Here is an 18,765-nt window from a genome sequence, read left to right as displayed (position 1 = left end):
GCCGTGCGCGCGCGCTCCCTGGAAGGGCCTGGCCGCGCAGGGCGGTGGCTTGCGCGCCTCGGCCCGCGCGCGCGGCGGATCCTGCGCCGCGCGGCGCAGATCGCGGTCGCCCTCGCCGTCGCGCCGTGGCTCCTGCTGGCCGCCCTCGCGGCGCTCACGCCGCTTCCGCCGGAGCTCCGGTCGCCCGAGGACCACGCCGTGTCCACGGTCCTGCTCGACCGCCACGGCACGGTGCTCCGCGAGCTCCGCGCTGGAGACGGGGCGCGCGCGCGCTGGCTTCCGCTCTCCGAGGCCGGCGATCGCATCCAGCGCGCGCTCCTGGCCGCGGAGGACAAGCGGTTCGCGCGCCACCCCGGCGTCGATCCGATCGCGATCGCGCGCGCCGTCGGCCAGCTCGCGGCGGAGCGGCGCGTCGTCTCGGGCGGGTCCACGATCACGCAGCAGCTCGCGCGCACGCTCGTCCCGCGCCCCCGCACCGCGCGCGGCAAGCTCGGCGAGGCGGCGCTCGCGCTGCGCATCGAGGCGTCGCTCTCGAAGCGCGAGATCCTCGAGCAGTACCTGAACCGCGTCGCGTTCGGCCCGGGCCTGCGCGGGGTCGAGGCGGCGAGCCGCTTCTACTTCGACAAGCCCACGCGCGACCTGTCGCTCGCGGAGGCCGCCGCGCTCGCCAGCATGCCCCGCGGCCCGGCGCTCTACGATCCGCGCCGCGGCACCGGGCCGCTCGAGCGCCGCAGGAACCGCGTCCTCGATCGCATGCTCGCGGCCGGCCTCGCCGGCGAGGCCGAGGTGGCCCGCGCCCGCGCGGAGCCCATCGCCCTCGCCCCGAAGGGGGGCGGCCTCGGCGCGCCGCACCTCGTTCGCGCCGTGCTCGGCGGCGCGCTGGGCCCGGGCGCGGGCCTTCCCGCCGAGGGCCCCGGCGCCGCGTCGCCCCGCGGCCGGGCGACCTCGATCACGCTGACGATCGACCGCGGCCTCCAGCGCGAGATCGAGGTCCTCGCGCAGCAGACCGTCCGCGGCCTCTCGGATCGCGACGTCGGCGCGGCGGCGGTGGTGGTGATCGAGAACGCGACCGGCGAGATCCTCGCGTACGTCGGCTCGCACGACATCGACGACGCCGCCGGGCTCGGCCACAACGACGGCGTCCTCGCGCTGCGCCAGCCCGGCTCTGCGCTGAAGCCGTTCGTCTACGAGCTCGCCATGGAGCAGCTCGGGTTCACCGCCGCGACCGTCCTTCCCGACGTCGAGCTCTCGTTTCCGACGGCGGACGGCAACTATGCGCCGCGGAACTACGACGGCCGGTTCCACGGCCCCGTCCGCCTGCGGGACGCGCTCGCCAACTCGTACAACGTCCCTGCAGTCTGGGCGGCGGCCGCGCTCGGCCCCGAGCGCGTCATCGCGCGGCTCCGGGAGCTCGGCCTCCGCTCGCTCGATCGCGAGCCGTCGCGCTACGGCGTCGCCATCGCGCTCGGCGACGGCGAGGTCCGCCTTGTCGACCTCGCGAACGCTTACGCCACGCTCGCGCGGGGAGGCCTTTACCTGCCGGTGCGCGCGGTGCGCTCGTTCGCTCCCTCGTCGCCTCCGTCGACCTCACCACGAGCGGCCTCTCCCGCGTCGTCCGCGCGCCGCGGTCAAGACGAGCCCGCCGAGCTGTCCGCGGTGCTTCCCGAGCGCGGCGCGCGCGTCCTCGACGCCGCGCGCGCCCGGGTCATCGTCGACATCCTCGCCGACGACCGGGCGCGGCTCGCGTCGTTCGGCGAGGGCAACGCGCTCGATCTCCCGTTCCCTGTGGCCGCGAAGACGGGCACGTCCAAGGGCTTCCGCGACAACATCGCGGTCGGCTTCACGCCCGACGTCACCGTCGCCGTCTGGGTCGGCAACTTCGATGGCTCGCCCATGGGCGGCGTCAGCGGCATCACCGGCGCGGGCCCGCTGTTCCGCGACGCCATGCTCGCCGCCGCGCGCGTCCGGCCGCCGCGCCCCTTCGATCCGCCCGATCCCGAGCAGCTCGCCGAGGTCGAGGTCTGCGCCCTGTCCGGCATGAGGCCGACCGCCGCGTGCCCGCACCGCCGCCGCGAGCTCCTCCCGCGCGGCGACGCCGCGGCGCTCTCGCCGTGCGACATGCACGAGACCGTGCGCATCGATCGCCGCAACGGCCTGCGCGCCGGGGCCTGCCCCGATGCGGCGGTCGAGGAGCGCGTCGTCGAGCGCTACGACGCGGAGCTCACCGCGTGGGCGCGCGCCGCCGGCCGCCCCCTCGCGCCCGATGCGGCGTCGCCCCTCTGCGGCGCGCTTCCCGGGGCGCCCGGCGCTCCTCCGGCCGGCGCCGGCGCGCGCGTCCGCGTCGCGTACCCGCCCGACGGCGCCCGGTTCGTCCTCGACCCCTCGATCAACTCGCTGCAGGCGATCCGGCTGCGCGCCGACGTCCCTCCGGGCGTGCCTCGCGTGCGCTTCGTGCTCGACGGGCGCCCCATCGAGGTCGGCCCGCCGTTCGCGCTCGACTGGCCGCTCGTCGCCGGCGCGCACCGGCTCCGCGTCGATGCGGACGGAGCGGCCGCCAGCGAGGAGATCGCGTTCTCGGTGGAGTGAGCGGCGGGCGAGGCGGCAATCCCGTCTCCTCGCCCGCCGGCTCCGATGATGTCACCCGCGCCGCAGTCGATGATGTCGATGGCGGCGCGGCGCGCCGCCCGCGGGCCCCATCACCCGAAGATGGGCAGGTCTTCCTCCTCGGAGAGCGGGAATCGCTCCACGAGCGGATCGTCCGCGATCCCCGCCAGCTTGCGCAGCGCCTTGTGGATGTGCCCCGGCTTGAGCCGGACGCCGCCCTCCTTGGGCGCGAGCGTGACCGGATCGACGTCGAGCGGGTTGTGCCGGTCGTCCGTCGCGCCGATCACCCGGTTCCCCGCGATGCCTGCGCCGGCCAGGATCATGCTGGTGATGTTCCAGTGGTCCTTGCCGTTGCCCTCGTTGTAGCCCGGAGTCCGCCCGAAGTCCGAGCCCACGACGAGGACGATCCGGTCCGCGATGCCCTGCTCCTCCGCGGCGGTCAGGATGAAGTCGATCCCGTCGCAGATCTGGTCGAGCCGCGGGATGTGGTTGTCGTCGTGGTTGCCGTGCGTGTCGAACCCGCCCACTGACAGGTTGGCGCTCACGCAGATGCCGGCGCGGTAGGCCGCGAGCGCGACCTGCGCTTGCCGCCGCAGCGAGGCCTGCTCGAACTCCGCGGGCAGGTACTGGATGAGCTGCTTGAGCTCATTCTGCCCGACGCGCGACGTGAAGAGCGTGCTCATCGCCTGTTTGACGTGGGGCAGCCGCTGCTGCTCCAGCTTCGCCGCGTGCCGCGCCTGCCGCGCCTCCAGGATCCGCGTCATCGTGGCGTCGGTGTGGTACTGCTCGCGGTTCTCTTCGTTCCCCGGATCGATCCTGTTCGGATAGGCGAGCCGCTGCAGGAGGCCGGTGTCGGGTATGCGGGTGACGGCCACGACGTTCGCCGTCGTGTCGTAGCCGCCGTTGCTGATGAACCCCATCGGCAGCGCGCCGCCGTGGACGCCGGCCACGAGCGCCGCGAAGGCGGGTTTGCCCTCGCGGAGCGTGCCGCACCACGTATTGCGGACGCCGGCGTCGTGGCTGTTCGTCCCGGTGTCGATGCCGTTGATGACGAGCAGCTTGCTGTAGTGCTTCTTGAAGAACGCGTCGTTGCCGCCGACCGGCGCGTACTTGAGATTGCCGGCGGTCCCGATCGCCTCGTGCAGGTAGCTGCGATTCATCGCTTCCCGCGTCTGCTGCTCCGCTTCGCTCATCGCGCCCTTGGGATCGCAGAGGCTCGTCGGGTCCCAGCCGCCGCTCGCGTGGATGTGGACCCAGAGCGGGCCCGCGTAGGGGCCGGCCGCGGCGGCGTCCCTCGACAGCACGCCCGCTGCGACGACGCCGAGGCCCGCCATAGATGCCAGTTTGAGGAAATCTCGACGTTCCATGGCTGCTCCTACTGATAAAGAAACCTGAAGTCCGAAAGGAGATAGGTCACGACGCTCATCCACGCGCGGACCGTGTAGTTCTCGTCGCGCGTGAGCTTCTCTTCGTCGGGGAGCCCCTCTCGAGTCCAGTAGTCGTTGTGCACCTGGCACGGGCCGGGCAGCGACCTCGAGAGCCGGCCCTCCTCGCCCTCCGGCTTCGCCATGCCCGCCTTGCCCTCCTCCCACGTCTCGAGGAAGACCTTGTATGTCCGCTCGATCTCGGGATCACCGAGCTCGAGCGACTCGCCGAGCACCCGCTTGTGCAGGTACTGGATGTTCTGCTTGATCCCCTCGACGGCCGGCAGCACGTCGAAATCGTTCGTGTCCCGCGGCTCGAACGTCGTCTCGATGTACGGGAAGAGGAGCCGCTCCTCCTGCGGGAGGTAGAGGTCGCGCGGCACCGCGATGCAGGCCATCTCGTTCGCCATCCGGTCGGCGATGTTGGCCATGATCCCGTTCGGCTCCGTGATCCGCTGGATCACGTCCTGCGAGTCGATGCCGCCGTACAGCATGCGGTAGGCGTCGCGCCGGAGCAGGAAGTCGTAGCGATTGCCGTCGTCCTCGAACGCCCGCGGGCGCCACGGATACCCCGTCACCGCCCAGATCTTCCGGTGCAGCTGCTCGGGCCCGAGGAACCGCGTGCCGCCGAGCTGCGTGAGCGCCTCGCCCCGAGACGCCTGCGCCACGTTGCGCGCCCGGAAATAGGGGCTCTTGACGATGGCCTTGACGACCGTCTTCAGGTTGTAGCCGCTGTCGGCGAAGTCGTGCGCCATCGTGTTGAACGCGTGGTACTGGGCGAGGTACGCCCTGAACTTGGCGTTGAACTCCGGATCGTCGTTGGTCGGCGCGGCGAGCGGCTGTTGCCCGGTGAGGCCGGTGTACATCGTATAGACGGCCGAGAGCGCGAAGCGGGGGTCGTCGGCGACGCGCTTCGCCACCCACGAGAGCGCGGTCGGGAACTCGCTGAAAGGCACCGACTCGGCGCCGAAGCCCGGCGGCCGCATGTCCTCGTACCAGGTGTCGTCCTCCTTGTACCGGCCCGCGGAGTCGAAGCTGTGGAACCCGCCTGACAGCGGGTCCAGGGCGGCGTGGCAGACGGTGCACGCCGCGTTGTTCATCGTCGGGTTGAAGTCGGTGATCTTCGTCTGATCGAGCGGCTGCTCGGCCGTCTTCAGGATGTCGGTGCCGAGGAAGAACTGATAGACCATCCTCGCGCGGTGGCGGTTCCTGTTGGTGTTCGTCGTCGGGTGCCTGGACAGGAAGACGGGGGAGGTGAGCACGCCGGCGAGCGGGATCGGATCGCGCTTCGCCGGGACGAACTCGTCCGGATCCGCGTCGTTCTTGAACTCGGCCGTCACGCCGTACGCCTTGGCGGAGAAGGGGCTCACGACCGTGTAGTCGGCGGTGAGGACCTCCTTGAAGGACCTGTCGTTCCGCACGATGTAAGCGATGAGCTCGAGCGGCTCCCTCCCGACGGCCCGGTTCGTCCAGCTCTTCAGCTTGTTGGCGACGTCCTCCAGGTCCCGCGCGCCGTATCTCGCGACCAGCGCCGGATCCTGCGGGAGGCTGTTGTACCACTTCGGATCGTACGCGTCGCTCCGGAGCAGATCGACGGCCTCCTCGCCGTTCAGGTAACGGTCGGTGAGGAAGAGATCGTTGTAGATCTCCTTCAGCCGCACATAGAACGTCTCCTCCGTGAGCATCTGGTCCAGGATCGGATCCAGCGCGGTCATGCCGCTCTGCGCGACGGCCTCCTCCTCGGCCTCGGTCGGCAGGCGCCCGGCGAGCTCGAGGCCCGCCGTGCGGAGCGTCTCCCCGGGCCCGCTCATCACCACGCCGGCGAAGGACGCGTTGACGTCCGTCTCGCAGGACGACGGCTCCTTCGTGCGCTCCACCATCGCCCGGAGCGCCTCGACCTCGGCGCTGTCCGAGGCGAGGACCTGGCCGCCGCCGTGCTCGATGGCCTTCGTCGGCTTGAGGAGGACGTACGACTCGCCGCCGAGCTCGAGCCCGGCGAGCGACTTGAACGTCGCGAGGTTCTTGTCGAGGAACCCCGCCTCGCTGCTCCCGGCGAGGATCAGCTTGGATTCCGCCGCCTGCCCCTGCGGGTTATGGCAGCCGATGCACTTCGTCGAGAGGATGGGGACCCACACCTTCTCGGCGAAGAATTGCTCGTCGGAGATGCACGGGCCGTCGGCCTCGCTGCTGCAACCGGTGGACACGGACGCGAGCGCGCTCGCGCCCGCGGAGAGCCCCAGGAGCCCCAGGGCCGTCGCGGCGCGCTTCCGGAGTAACCATCCTATTCTCGGCATAAGCATCCTCGCCGGGAGCGCTCGTGCGACTCCCACGTTGAGGGGACCGGGAGAGCGGAGCCCCGAATCGCGTTGAAAGAACACACACCGACAGCCCCTATCGCAGGGCGCATCCACCCCGCGATGGCCGGGTCCTCGTTCATCGACCATCGACACCCGATGAGGCGAGCCGGACGAACGCCCGCTTCATCGCTTGCGTAGACCACGTACTCTAACCTCTCGAGGGCCTCTCCCGCTATGCGCTCAGCACATCGCTTGATCAGAATTTCTCGTCGTTCGTGGCGACAGTGCGTCGATTCCTCTAGTAATTGTGAAGTTTTTCGACGAGAGGCTGCGGCTCCTCCGGAAGCCACGTACCCGGTGCGCCCAGGTGGGCGCTTCCCACCCGTGGGCGCGCGGGGCGTGCGTGGATGTGGTCAAGACCAGGGAAATCGAATAACCGTTGGATATGAGCTCGACGAGGGATGCGACCCGCGCTCGCGCGGTTCAGTGGTTTGTTCGCGGCGGCACGCTGCGATCGGCGGGCCGGGATCCCGTCAAGATCGGCATCGCGCCGATCGTGGTGGGGCGCGATCCGAGCTGCGGTGTGGTGGTCGACGATCCGGAGGTCAGCTCGACGCATTGCGATCTTCGCGCGGAAGGGCCGGGCGTGCTCGTCCGCGATCTCGGCAGCAAGAATGGGACGTTCGTGTCGACGGTCCGCATCCGCGAGGCGATCTTGACGGCCGCGTGCGCCATCCAGGTCGGCGGCTCGGTGCTGAGCTTCGAGCCGCTCGACAAGGAGCGCGTCGACGTCGGCTTCGACGAGAGCTTCGGCCCGCTGATCGGCGCCTCGCCGCGGATGCGCCACCTGTTCCGCCTGCTGCGCGAGGTGGCCTCGACGGAGCTCTCGCTGCTGATCACCGGGGAGACGGGCACGGGCAAGGAGCTCGCGGCGCAGGCCATCCATGACGTCTCGAGCCGGCGCGGCGGCCCGTTCGTCGTCGTCGACTGCGCCTCGCTGCCGGGCGCGCTCGCCGAGAGCTTCCTCTTCGGGCACGAGCGCGGCGCCTTCCCCGGGGCGAACGAGCGGAGGAGCGGCGCGTTTCACGAGGCGAACGGCGGGACGATCTTCCTCGACGAGCTGGGCGAGCTGCCGCCCGATCTCCAGCCGAAGCTGCTGCGCGCGCTCACCGAGCAGAAGGTGAAGCGCGTCGGGTCGCGCATCTACGAGCCCGTCGACGTGCGGATCATCGCGGCGACGCGCCGCGACCTCGGCCGCAGCATGAACACCGGGCGCTTCCGGAGCGATCTCTTCTTCCGGATCGCCCAGATGCGCATCGAGCTGCCGCCGCTCCGCGAGCGGCGGGAGGACATCCCGCTGCTCGTCGAGCGCGTCTGCGAGCGCCTGGGGTGCCCCGAGCGCGCCGTGGAGATGGTCAATCTCATCACCACGACGCTCGGCCAGCACGATTTCCCCGGCAACGTCCGCGAGCTCATGAACGTCACCAGCGTGGCCGCCAGCCTGCCGCCCGGCGCCGAGGCGATCGCCTCGATCCTGCCGCTGGAGGGCGGCGGCGACGTGGTCGTGCCGACGTCGGCGTTCGGCGAGGCGAAGCGGAGCGCCGTCGCGGCGTTCGAGCAGCGTTACTTCAGCGAGCTGATCCGCGCGACGAGCGGCAACGTCAGCGAGATGGCGCGCCGCGCGGGCATGGAGCGCCACCACGTGCGGATGTTCTTGAGGAAGCACGGGCTCACCGCGAAGCAGTGAGGGCCCGGAGCGGCGAGGGCGCGGAGCGGCGAGGGCGCCGAGCGTGTCCTAGGCGCCGCCAGCGCCGCCGCTGCCGCCAGCGCCGCCGCTGCCGGTCGGGTCGCCGCCCGCGCCGCCGCTGCCGGCCGGGTCGCCGCCCGCGCCGCCGCCGCCGGTCGGGTCGCCGCCCGCGCCGCTGCTCGTCGTGGCCGCGGCCGTGGTCGTGGCCGGGTCCCCGCCGCAGCGCTCCACGCCGCTGCAATCCGCGCAGGAGCACCCCTCGAAGTACTCCGCGCACGAGCCGTTGTCCGTGCAGTGATCCGTGCACCGCGGGGTGCTCGTGCAGTCGGGGCAGGTGCAATCCTCGTTGGCGTTGCACCCCTCGTTGTCGTTGCACCCGCGCCTCGGGCTGCAGGCCGCGACGGTGCCCGCGCAGTCCTGGCAGGTGCAATCCTCGCCGTCGGGGGCGTCTGGCCGCATGTCGCAGGCGCCGTCGTCGTTGCAGCGGTCGAGGCAGCTCGCCGTGTCGGAGCAGTCGGGGCAGCTGCAGCTCTCGGGGACCTGGGCGAGGATCGTACACCGCCCATCCGGGCTGCCGCCGAAGCAGCCGAAGCCGAGCGAGCCGCCGGCGCCGGCGACCGTGGCCGCCGTCGCCGTCGATGTCGTGTCGGTCGCTTCATTGCTCGAGCAGCCGCCGCTCGCGGCGAGCCCGAAGACGATGGAGGAGGCGAGGAGTGCAAGAAAGGCGCGCATGTCTGGCAGCATCCCTCTCCGGCGCGCGTCACGTCAACACCGCATGTCGCGCTGCACCAGGAAGGCGCTCAGCGGAATGCCACGCTCCTGTCCGCCGTCTTCGCGAGGACGGCCGCGCGCTCGCGCACGAGGAACTCGCGCACCGCGGCGTCCAGGCGTGGATGCGCGATGTGGTGCGCGCTGTGGGTGACGCTCGGTGCGAAGCCGCGAACGAGCTTGTGCGACCCTCCTGCGCCCGGCTCGAAGCGGCGCAGTCCCCGGGCGATGCAATCCTCGACCGGGTGATAATAGCAGACGTTGAAATGCAGGAACGGGCGCTCCTCCGACGCGCCCCAGTAACGGCCGTAGAGCGTCGTGGGCCCGGCGAGGTTGAGCGCGCCCGCGATGGGGCGTTTGCCTTCCCGCGCCAGGACGATCTCGACGCCTCCCTGGGCACCGCCGCCGCGCAGCCGGGCCGCGATCTCCTCGAAGAAGGCGCGGTTCAGGTACTGCCGGCCCCAGGCGAACTTCTCCACGGTGGAGACGTAGAAGCCGAACATGGCATCGACGATCTCCGGCGTGATCTCCGCGCCGCGCAGCGTATCGATCGACAGCCCCTGCCTCGTGGACTCGCGCATCTCGCGCCGGATCTGGTGCCGCCGCTTCGCGTTGAAGCGCGCGAGGAAGTCGTCGAGCGTCCGATACCCCTCGTTCTCGAACTGGAACTGGACGCCGCAGCGGTGCGCCATGGCGGCGTCGGAGAGGGCGGCGGCCTCGTCCTCGGTCGGGAACAGGACGTGGGCGCTCGAGATGCGGCTCCGCGCGACCAGCTTGCGGAGCGTCTCGGCGAGGACGGGCAGCAGCGCCGGGCGGTCCTCCGGCCGGCGCACGAGCAGCCGCGGCGTCGTCGCGGGGGTGAACGGCACCGCGACGACGAGCTTCGGGTAATACGGCGCGCCGATCTGGTGGGACGCAGAGGCCCAGCCGTGGTCGAAGACGAACTCTCCCTCGCTGTTGTCCTTGAGGTAGGCGGGCGCCGCGGCGAGCAGCGCCCCCTCGGCCCGGAGCGTGATGTGGTGGGGCAGCCAGCCCGCCGCCTCGCCCACGCACCCCGTCCGCTCGAGCGCGTCGAACCACGCCCAGGTGAGGAACGGCGCCTCGCTCACCCCGTGCAGCGCGTTCCACTCGCTCTCCGGGATCTCGCGGATGGTGTCGTGGACGTGCGCTTCAAGCTCCATGGCCGATCATAGCAGCGCGCGTCGCGCCGCCTGGCCGGCTCACGAGGTCCTGGATCGACCGCGCGCCGGAGCGGGCCACGAGGTCCGACAGCCCGCGCGCGATCGCGGCGGGGAGGAGGGGGCCGCCGTAGATGAAGCCGGTATAGATCTGCACGAGGTCGGCGCCCGCCTGGAGCTGGTCCATCGCGTGCTCCGCCGACTCGATGCCTCCTGCGCCGATCACCGTGACGCCGCTCCCGAGGCGCGCGCGGATGCGCCGCACCATCGCGAGCGAGCGCTGCCGGAGGGGCGGGCCGCTCAGCCCGCCCGCGCCCATCGCCTCGACGGCCGCCGGGCTCGTCGCGAGCCCGTCGCGCCGCACGGTCGTGTTGGTCGCGATGACGCCGGCGAGGCCGACCTCCTCGACCACGGCGAGCAGCGCCTCGAGCTCCTCGTCGCCGAGGTCCGGGGCGACCTTGATGAGCAGCGGCAGCGGCGCCCCGGCGGCGCGGTTCTCCCGCGCGATCGCGGAGAGCAGCGCCCGCGCGATCGCCGGGCCCTGCATCGCGCGGAGGTCCTTCGTGTTCGGCGACGACACGTTGATCACGACGAAGTCGGCCGCGCGCCGCGCCTCCCGGAAGCTCGCGAGGTAGTCGTCGATCGCGGGCTCGATGGGATCGAGCGGCGCGACCCTGGACTTGCCGATCGAGATGCCCACCGGCACGCCCACGGCCGCCGCGCCGCCGCGGCCGAGCAGGCGCTCCGTGACGCGGGCCGCGCCCTGGTTCGGGAACCCGAGCCGGTTGATGAGCGCCCGGTCGGCCGGCAGCCGGAAGAGGTTCGGCGACGGGTTCGCGGCCTGGGGCTGCGCCGTGACGGTGCCGAGCTCGACGAAGCCGAACCCGAGGGCGGCGAGCGCGCGGGCCCGGCGGGCGTCCTTGTCGAAGCCGCCCGCCACGCCGAGCGGGGAAGGGAAGTCGAGCCCCATGGTGCGCACGGCGATGCGCCCATCCCGGGGCGCGAGGCGGGCGTGCACGAGGGCGCGCAGCGGCGCTGCGTGCTCGAGCGGGGCGAGCGCGAGCATGCCGAGCTCGTGCGCGAGGCTGGGCGGCAGCGCGAAGAGGAGCGGTCGGACGAGGCGGTACATCGGGGCGCGTCTCCGTTGCGGGTTGCGGCGCGCTGCGTCGGAGGAGGTCCTGCGAGCCGCGCGGTGGTGGCGGATACCATGGCGCACCGGCCGCGTGGGCCGCCATCTCGGCATCGGCGAGCGCGCGGAGGCGCGTTCGCACGCACGGAGGCGCGCGCCGGGCGAGGCTCGGCGGCTCTGCTAGACTCCGCGCCCTCCATGACGCCCCCCGAGATCCTCGATCGCACAGGCGATCCCAGGCCACTGACCGACCTTGGCGAGCGCTTCGCGAGGAGCGCGGACGAGATGGCGGCGCTGCGCGAGCGCGGCGTCGCGGCCGCCCGCGACCTCTGCGCGTTCATCGATCGCTCGCCGACGCCGTACCACGCCGTGCGCGAGGTCGCCTCGCGGCTCGTGGCGGCCGGCTTCTCGGAGCTCGGGGAGCGCGACGCGTGGGCGGTCGCTCCGGGCGATCGCCGCTTCGTCATCCGGGGCGGGTCGACGATCGTCGCGTTCGTGGCCGGGGCCGAGCACCCGGCGCTCGGCGGCTTTCGCGTCATCGGCGCGCACACCGACTCGCCGAACTTCCGGGTGAAGCCGAGCGCCGAGCTCTCGCGGAGCGGCTACCAGCAGCTCGGGGTCGAGGTCTACGGCGGCGTCCTGTACTCGACCTGGCTCGACCGCGATCTCAGCGTGGCCGGCCGCGTCCACGTGCGCAGGGACGGGCGGATCGAGCGCCTCCTCGTCGACCTGGGCCGCCCGGTCGCCCGCGTCCCGAACCTCGCGATCCACCTGAACCGCGGGGTCAACTCCGAGGGGCTCGTGCTGAACGCGCAGAAGCACCTCGTCCCCGTGATCGGCCTGGGCAAGGAGGCCGATCTCAACGCCCTGCTCGCGCGCGCGGTCGACGCGCCGCGCGACGCCATCCTCGGCTTCGATCTCTGCCTGTACGACACGCTCAAGGCGTCGCTCGGCGGCCTCTCCGACGAGTTCATCTTCGCTTCCCGCCTGGACAACCTCGCGAGCTGTCACGCCGCGACGGCCGCGCTGATCGGCGCCGCTCCTTCCGCGGCGACGCGGGTCATCGCGCTCTACGACCACGAGGAGTGCGGCAGCCGGAGCGCCGTGGGGGCGGCGGGGAGCGTGCTCCGCGACGTGCTCGCGCGGATCGTCGACGTCTACCCGGGGCGCGAGCCGCAGGCGTTCGCCCGCGCGATGGCCGGGTCGCTGCTCGTCTCGGCGGACATGGCCCACGCGGTGCACCCGAACTATGCCGATCAGCACGAGCCGCGCCACGCCCCGCAGATCAACCGCGGGCTCGTGATCAAGTCGAACGTGAACCAGTCCTATGCGACCGACGGCGCGACGGCCGCCGCGCTCGAGGCGCTCTGTCACGACGTGGGCTACGCCCCCCAGCGCTTCGTCGTGCGCAGCGATCTCCCCTGCGGCAGCACGATCGGCCCGATCACGGCGGCCTCGCTCGGCATCGCCACGGTCGACGTCGGCGCGCCGATGCTCAGCATGCACTCCTGCCGCGAGATGGCCGGCACCCTAGACGTCCACCTCGCGCTCGAAACCTACCGCCGCGCGCTTTCTTGAGGCGGGCACCCGCGGCGGATACGGGCCCAGATCGGCGTCTTCGGTGCTCAGCGTACGAGAGTACGCTTCCGCGCCGAAAACGCCGATCTGGGCCCGTCTCCTGTGCGGGTGCCCGCCGCGATCGCCTCGTTGGGGGGAGAGTGCGCGCGGAAGAGGGCCGCTTTCTGCGGGGGCTGACGCGCTCGCTTCGTTAACGGGTGCGGGTGTCGTGGGAGAGGAGGGTGAAGCCGATGAGCTTGTAGAGGAGGCGGGCGCCGACGTTGCCGTCCCAGTCGTCGCTGTCGTCCTTGGGCGCGACCTCGTTCAGGTCGAAGCCGACGATGCGCCGGCCGCTCTTCTGGATGCGGCCGATCAGGGCGACGGCTTGCTGGAACGTCAGCCCGCCGGGGACAGGCGTGCCGGTGCTCGGACACAGCGTCGGATCGAGGCCGTCGATATCGAAGCTCACATAGACGTCGTCGGGGAGATCCTCCACGATCGAGTCGGCGATCAGGTGGAACGGCTCCCCCTCGAAGAGCCGATCGGCGATCGAGGCGTCGATGTGGGCGACGATGCGCCCGTTCGACTCGCGGATGAACCGGAGCTCGTCTTCGCTCATGTCACGCAGCCCGACCTGGACGATCCGCGGGATCTTCGGGTGGTTCGTCGCGACGTTGTGCATGATCGAAGCGTGGGAGTCGGTGAATCCCTCGTACGCGTTGCGGAGATCGGCATGCGCGTCGATGTGCAGGATCCCCATTCCCGGGTAACGCGCGGCGTGCGCCGCGATCGCGCCGTAGGGGGAGGAGTGATCGCCGCCGAGGACGCCGACGAGCTTGCCTCGCTCCATCCATCGCATGGCGATCTCCGTGACGCGCTCGTTCAGCCGGCGGGAGAGCGCGTTGACCGCCGCGAGGCGCGCCTCCAGGTCCCGGTCGCCAGCGACCTCCCCGTGCGCCGCGATCACCGGCTCGGCCGCGGCGCACGCCTCCGCGTTCCAGCGCACGATGTCCGGATCGACGTCGAGCATCGCGATGCCCTGCTCGTACGGTCTGCCCGTGTGCAGGTCGAAGAGGTCGACCTGCCGGCTGGCCCGCAGGATCGCCCCCGGGCCCTTGGCGGCGCCGCGGCGGTAGGACACCGTCGGCTCCCACGGCACCGGGACGAGGACCACCCGGGCGTCCTCGGCAGTGTGTGGCAGCCCGTAAATCCCGTTTCCGATGGCGGGACCGTTCGGATCGAAGCCGAGAGGGGATGAGCTCACGGGGCCACGTTGGCGGTTCGCGACCAGGTCGTCAAGCGCGAGCCGCCTCCGGCCCAGCGCACGCCGGAGCGCGCCGGAGCGCGCCGGAGTGCGCCGCCGCACGTGCCGCCGAGCACCGGCGCAGCGGCTTCCTCACCGGCACACCGGCGCAGCGGCTTCCTCACCGGTGCACCGGCGCAGCGGCTTCCTCACCGGCACACCGGCGCAGCGGCTCCCACGCCTGCACACCGGCGCGAGGTGCGTAGAGACGATCGCACCGAGCGTGAGACATCGGCGTGAAACACGGATGTCGGGTGGGGATGGCGCGGAGCGCTCGTCGGAATGCAACTTCGGGCTTCCAGCTGCGACGAAATGCGCTAGGAAGAGCGCCGAGAAGATGGGCCGCTGCGCCCGTCCGGGCCGGTCAGCGCTGCTCGGCGCTGCCGGTCGGTTCGGCGCGTGGTCCTGGTAGTAGACGCGAAGAACAGCCATGCTCCGGTACCGCGCCGATATCAAGACACTCCTCTTCGTCGCGACGTATTTCGTGCTCGTGGCGGTGCAATGGGTCTACGCGCCGCGCGCGCTATGGCTCGCGATTCCGCTCCTCGCCACGACGTGCGTGTTCTCGTTCCTCGGAGCGGTCGCGACCCACAACGCGGTCCATTGCCCCGTGTTCCGGCGGCGATGGCTGAACCGCGCGTTCCAGGTCGCGCTCACGCTCACCTACGGGCACCCCGTCAGCGCCTACGTCCCGGGCCACAACCTCAGCCATCACAAGTACACGCAGTCCCGGCGTGACGTGATGCGGACGACGAAGGTGCGCTATCGGTGGAACCTGCTGAACGGCCTCTTTTTCATGAGCCGCGTGGTCCGGGACATCCTACCCGCCGACATGCGCTACTTCAAGGCGATGTACCGGCGGAACCCGCCGTGGTTCCGTCAGATGCTCCTCGAGTCGGCGGTGTTCCTCGGCGCGATGGGGGCCCTGCTCGCGCTCGACTGGCAGAAGTTCCTCCTCTACGTCCTGATCCCCCACCAGTACGCCGCGTGGGGGATCGTGACCATGAACTACCTCCAGCACGACGGCTGCGACGAGGACAGCGAGCACAACCACTCGCGCAACTTCGTCGGCCGGCTGGTCAACTGGTGGACGTACAACAACGGCTTCCACTCCATCCATCACATGGAGCCCGGCCTCCACTGGAGCCTCCTGCCGGCGGCGCACGCGAGGCGCGTGGCGCCCTTCATCCACCCGGGCCTCGACCAGCCGTCGCTCCTCGCCTACCTCTTCCGCAGCTTCGTCTGGCCTGGCAAGCGCCTGCGCTACGACGGCGCCCCGGTCGTGCTCCCGCCGGAGGAGCCCGACGAGGAATGGATCCCTGGCCCGAAGGAGACGCCCAGCGACGTCTCGCTGGGCGCGATCGCGCCCGGCTGACCCGCCGGCTCCTGCCCCGCGCTGGAGGCTCGGCGCCACCCTCCTGGGGCGGCGCGCCGGGCGCTTGGCCGAGATGTGCGGGGGGGGGGGCCACGCCGGCGCGGCGCGCGCGGTCCTGTGGCGCCTGGAGACCTCCCGAGAGGCACCTCGCGGTGACGACCGGGAGGCCAGGGTCGTGGCCGTCGCGAGGGGGTAGGGGGCTGGCCCGGCGCCGGGGGCGCCGGGCCCTGCGCGTCCCCCGGTCAGCGCGGCTGATTCTCCCGCGGCTGGTCTCCCCGCGACTCGCCGCCACGACGGCCGATCTCGGCCATGTGCTGGCGATCGCCGCTCACGGCCTCGCCGCCTTTGCGGCCGATCTCGGCCATGTGGGCCCGGTCCTGGCTCACGCGCTCGCCGCCACGGCGACCGATCTCGGCCATGTGCTTGCGGTTCTGGCTGACGACCTCGCCGCCCTTCTTGCCGGCGGCGCGCGCCTCGTCGCGCGTGAACTCGTGCGCCGTGCCCTTCTCATGGGCTGCCTTCCCGCCCTTGCTGGCGATCTTGCGCTGACGGTCCTCGTCCATGGCGGCGAAGCCACGCTGCTGCCGCTCGTTGGCAGCCCGCTGCGACGCTGACGAAGGCGGGGGTTCGCTCGGCGAGGCCCCTCTCTCCTCCTGGCCCTCCTCACTCCTGGAAATCATACGATCATCCATGCTCGCCATCATCCTCTCCTTACGGTTGGCTCGCTCGATTCAGGTCTCCGAACGGGGCCTGCGAGCCGGTAAAGGACGGCGTTCCCCCCGTCCCCTCCCGGGCCGGTCGAGACCGGCGATGGCCGCTCTCTTCCGGTGTTGGTCGGGGAGCAGCCTTCGCCGTCCCCTCCCGGTGCTGGTCGGGGAGCGGCCTTCGCCGTCCCCTTCCAGTGCTGGTCGGGGAGCGGCGTTCACCGCCTCCCTCCCAGCTGCGGAAAGGCCGACAGACCCTTTCCGCGAAGGCCTGTTGTGCCGGGCGGAACAACGTCAAGCGGGCTGAAGGTTGGGACGCGACGAATTAGGGGGAGGCTCACCGAGCGTGTTTTGGAAACAGCCGCGAACCTGGAAATACCGAGAACGTCGTGCTCCCGCCGCGAGTCAAGCCCTCTTGGCGAAATCCCGCATGAACGCCGTGAGGCGCTCTACCGATGCAACGGGTACTGCGTTGTAGATCGAAACCCGGATACCCCCGGTCGACCTGTGTCCGGCGAGCCCCACCATACCCTCCTTTGCGGCCTCGGCGACGAAGCGTTTTTCCATCTCCTCGCTGGCCAGCCGGAACACCACGTTCATGAACGAGCGGCTCTCCTTCTCGACCGGCCCCCGGAAGACGTCCGGGTGCGCGTCGATGGTTTCGTACAGCAGCTCACCCTTCTTGCGATTCCGTCGCTCGACCTCCTCGAGCCCACCGATCTCAAGCGTATACGCGAGCACGTTGCGCATGAGGTAGATTGCGAATGTCGGAGGTGTGTTGTAGAGCGAGTTGTTGACAGCGTAAGTGGCATAACGGAAAATGACGGGAATGTCTTTTCGCGCGCTGTCAACGAGATCCTTGCGGGCGAGCACGACCGTGATCCCGCTCGGTCCGATGTTCTTCTGGGCACCGGCGTAAACCAGGGCAAACCTGGAGATATCCATCTTCCGCCACAGGATGTCGGACGACATATCCGCGACGAGCGGCACGTCGCCCGTATCGGGCAGCCAGTGCCACTGCGTGCCGAACAGCGTGTTGTTCGTCGTCATGTGGACGTAGGCGGCGTTCGGATCGAGGGAGAGCTCTCCCTGGTGGGGGATGCGGGTGTACCGCTTGTCGACGGCGGTGCTCCCGGCCACGCGCACCGTCCCGACGCGCTTCGCCTCCTCCAGGGCCTTCTCCGACCAGCCGCCGGTCAGGATGTAGTCGGCGCTCCTGCCGGGCGGCAGGAGGTTCATCGGCACGACCGCGAACTGCATGGCCGCGCCGCCCTGCATGAACAGCACGTGGTAGTCGTCCGACAGGCCGAGCAGCTGCCGGAGCAGCGAGATCGCCTCGTTGTGCACCGCCTCGAACGCTTTGCCGCGGTGGCTGTGCTCCATGATCGACATGCCCGTCCCCTCGAAATCGAGGAGCTCGCGCTGCGCGCGCTCGAGGGCGGGGAGGGGGAGCCCGGCAGGGCCGGCGTTGAAGTTGTGGACACGCGCCATGGTGCTTCTCCTGAGGTTCAAGTCGGCGGTTCCTGATGCCGCCGTGTCGGCCGTATACCACGGGGGGCGCCGCCTCCGCCGGACGGGCCGAGCAGGAGCGCCGCCGCGGCGGATCGCGCCGCGCCGGGCCCTTCGCCTCGGACCTGCCCGCGGCCGCGATCTGGGCTAAATTCACCGCACCGGAGGGCGAGTGATGCTGGTGACCCGCGAAGAGATGGCGTTCGATTTCCAGGGCGCCAGGCTCGATCCCGTCAAGGACAAGGACGTGATCGTCTGGGCCGTGCAGCAGTTCCTCTACGGGGAGATCACCGGCGTCCAGATTGGGCACTGGCTCTACAACGCCCCCGACCTGGAGTCCGCGCGCTTCCTCGCGCGCCAGGCCGTCGAGGAGTTCCAGCACGTCGGCAACTTCCTCCGCATCCTCGAGATCCTGGGCGCGCCGCCGGACAAGGCCGCCTGGAGCGTGCGCTTCCTCGCGACCGGGCTGATGGGCGGGGACTGGGCCGAGCACGTCGCCCTCGAGATGGCCCTCGGCGAGGGGCTCGTACTCCAGGCCTTCTACGCGATGATCGAGACCGTGGATGAGCCGGAGATCGTCGCCATCCTGAAGCGCGGCGTGCGGCAGGAAGAGCGGCACGTCGACTTCGGCGAGCAGCAGACGAGGAAGGTCATCGCGGGCAGGCCGGCGCTCCGGAGGCGGCTGCTCGGCCTCGCGCTGGTGTCGCTCTGGGGCGTGTCGCGGCTCGAGGCGTTCATGAAGAAGCGCCTGCCGATGGACCACCCGGCGCTCAAGCGCCTGCCCGATCTGGTGCGCCACACGGTGCGGATCGCGGAGCTCCGGCTCATGCGGATCGGCCTGACCGAGGCGCCGATCTCGTCGATGTCGTCCGGCCGCAAGCTCGCGCTGGTGGCGGAGGCGTACGGGGGCAAGCTCGCGCTCGGCCTCGCGTCGTGGGTGCTCTCGGTGCTGCTCTTCCCGCTCCGGCTGCTCGGCCTCGCGGGGCCAAAGCGGCTGACGGACACCTACCTGAGCGATCCCCTGGTCGCGCGCGGCGGCCGCCTCGGCGCTGGCGCGGAAGCTGGCGCGGAAGCTGGCACGGAAGACGACCCCGGCGGCGCCGGTGAGCCGGCGGGCCCGGGCGGCAGGCAGGCGGGGCACGGCGCGGCGGCGCGCGCCTGAACGCGAGG

General features: G+C 71.3%; 13 protein-coding genes. 5 read left to right on the top strand and 8 right to left on the bottom strand.

What is annotated here, in order from left to right; genetic code table 11:
• Positions 1-3 precede the first annotated feature (3 nt).
• The gene (gene pbpC / locus WME82_RS24075; protein WP_438044704.1) at positions 4-2,586 is read left to right on the top strand and encodes a penicillin-binding protein 1C; all 2,583 of its coding nucleotides are present in this window, start codon (positions 4-6) and stop codon (positions 2,584-2,586) included.
• 110 nt (positions 2,587-2,696) lie between these two features.
• Here pbpC and WME82_RS24070 read toward each other — a convergent pair whose 3' ends face one another.
• Entirely contained in the window at positions 2,697-3,971 is a 1,275-nt protein-coding gene (locus WME82_RS24070) for a DUF1501 domain-containing protein (protein ID WP_438044703.1), read from the bottom strand.
• Positions 3,972-3,979: 8 nt separating this feature from the next.
• Positions 3,980-6,322 (bottom strand): DUF1588 domain-containing protein, encoded by a 2,343-nt coding sequence (locus WME82_RS24065; protein WP_438044702.1) that lies wholly within the window; start codon positions 6,320-6,322, stop codon positions 3,980-3,982.
• Between the two features lie 448 nt (positions 6,323-6,770).
• Here WME82_RS24065 and WME82_RS24060 point away from each other — a divergent pair, with 448 nt between their 5' ends.
• The gene (locus tag WME82_RS24060; RefSeq protein WP_437747830.1) at positions 6,771-8,072 is read left to right on the top strand and encodes a sigma 54-interacting transcriptional regulator; all 1,302 of its coding nucleotides are present in this window, start codon (positions 6,771-6,773) and stop codon (positions 8,070-8,072) included.
• Between the two features lie 48 nt (positions 8,073-8,120).
• Here WME82_RS24060 and WME82_RS24055 read toward each other — a convergent pair whose 3' ends face one another.
• The 3 genes from WME82_RS24055 to WME82_RS24045 all read right to left on the bottom strand — a co-directional run bounded on the left by WME82_RS24055 (position 8,121) and on the right by WME82_RS24045 (position 11,147).
• Positions 8,121-8,804 (bottom strand): hypothetical protein, encoded by a 684-nt coding sequence (locus WME82_RS24055; protein WP_438044701.1) that lies wholly within the window; start codon positions 8,802-8,804, stop codon positions 8,121-8,123.
• 68 nt (positions 8,805-8,872) lie between these two features.
• Positions 8,873-10,021, bottom strand: coding sequence for a GNAT family N-acetyltransferase (locus WME82_RS24050; protein WP_437917274.1), 1,149 nt, complete (start codon positions 10,019-10,021; stop codon positions 8,873-8,875).
• On the bottom strand, positions 10,011-11,147 hold the full coding sequence (locus tag WME82_RS24045; RefSeq protein WP_437747827.1) for a quinone-dependent dihydroorotate dehydrogenase: 1,137 nt from the start codon (positions 11,145-11,147) through the stop codon (positions 10,011-10,013). Before WME82_RS24045 ends, WME82_RS24050 begins: the two co-directional genes overlap by 11 nt.
• Positions 11,148-11,432: 285 nt before the next feature.
• On the opposite strand from WME82_RS24045, the gene WME82_RS24040 reads away from it, so the two are divergent.
• On the top strand, positions 11,433-12,725 hold the full coding sequence (locus tag WME82_RS24040; RefSeq protein ID WP_438044925.1) for a M18 family aminopeptidase: 1,293 nt from the start codon (positions 11,433-11,435) through the stop codon (positions 12,723-12,725).
• Positions 12,726-12,915: 190 nt separating this feature from the next.
• On the opposite strand, the gene WME82_RS24035 is transcribed toward WME82_RS24040, so the two are convergent.
• Positions 12,916-13,968, bottom strand: coding sequence for an agmatinase family protein (locus WME82_RS24035; protein ID WP_438044700.1), 1,053 nt, complete (start codon positions 13,966-13,968; stop codon positions 12,916-12,918).
• Positions 13,969-14,437: 469 nt separating this feature from the next.
• On the opposite strand from WME82_RS24035, the gene WME82_RS24030 reads away from it, so the two are divergent.
• Positions 14,438-15,382 (top strand): fatty acid desaturase family protein, encoded by a 945-nt coding sequence (locus tag WME82_RS24030; protein ID WP_437747825.1) that lies wholly within the window; start codon positions 14,438-14,440, stop codon positions 15,380-15,382.
• Positions 15,383-15,624: 242 nt separating this feature from the next.
• Here WME82_RS24030 and WME82_RS24025 read toward each other — a convergent pair whose 3' ends face one another.
• Both WME82_RS24025 and serC read right to left on the bottom strand, forming a co-directional pair.
• Complete coding sequence (locus WME82_RS24025; RefSeq protein ID WP_044965509.1) at positions 15,625-15,945, bottom strand: KGG domain-containing protein; 321 nt, start codon at positions 15,943-15,945, stop codon at positions 15,625-15,627.
• A gap of 546 nt (positions 15,946-16,491) precedes the next feature.
• Positions 16,492-17,577 carry a 3-phosphoserine/phosphohydroxythreonine transaminase gene (serC, locus tag WME82_RS24020; RefSeq protein WP_438044699.1) on the bottom strand — a complete coding sequence of 362 codons (1,086 nt, stop codon included), beginning with the start codon at positions 17,575-17,577 and terminating at the stop codon, positions 16,492-16,494.
• 193 nt (positions 17,578-17,770) lie between these two features.
• Here serC and WME82_RS24015 point away from each other — a divergent pair, with 193 nt between their 5' ends.
• Positions 17,771-18,757, top strand: a complete 987-nt coding sequence (locus WME82_RS24015) for a ferritin-like domain-containing protein (protein ID WP_438044698.1) — start codon at positions 17,771-17,773, stop codon at positions 18,755-18,757.
• Positions 18,758-18,765 lie beyond the last annotated feature (8 nt).

Origin of the sequence: Sorangium sp. So ce128 (genome assembly GCF_051525245.1) — a bacterium.
GTDB lineage: Bacteria > Myxococcota_A > Polyangia > Polyangiales > Polyangiaceae > Sorangium > Sorangium cellulosum_B.
The sequence above is the reverse complement of the archived record's forward strand: the minus strand, read 5'-3'. Positions and strand labels throughout refer to the sequence as shown.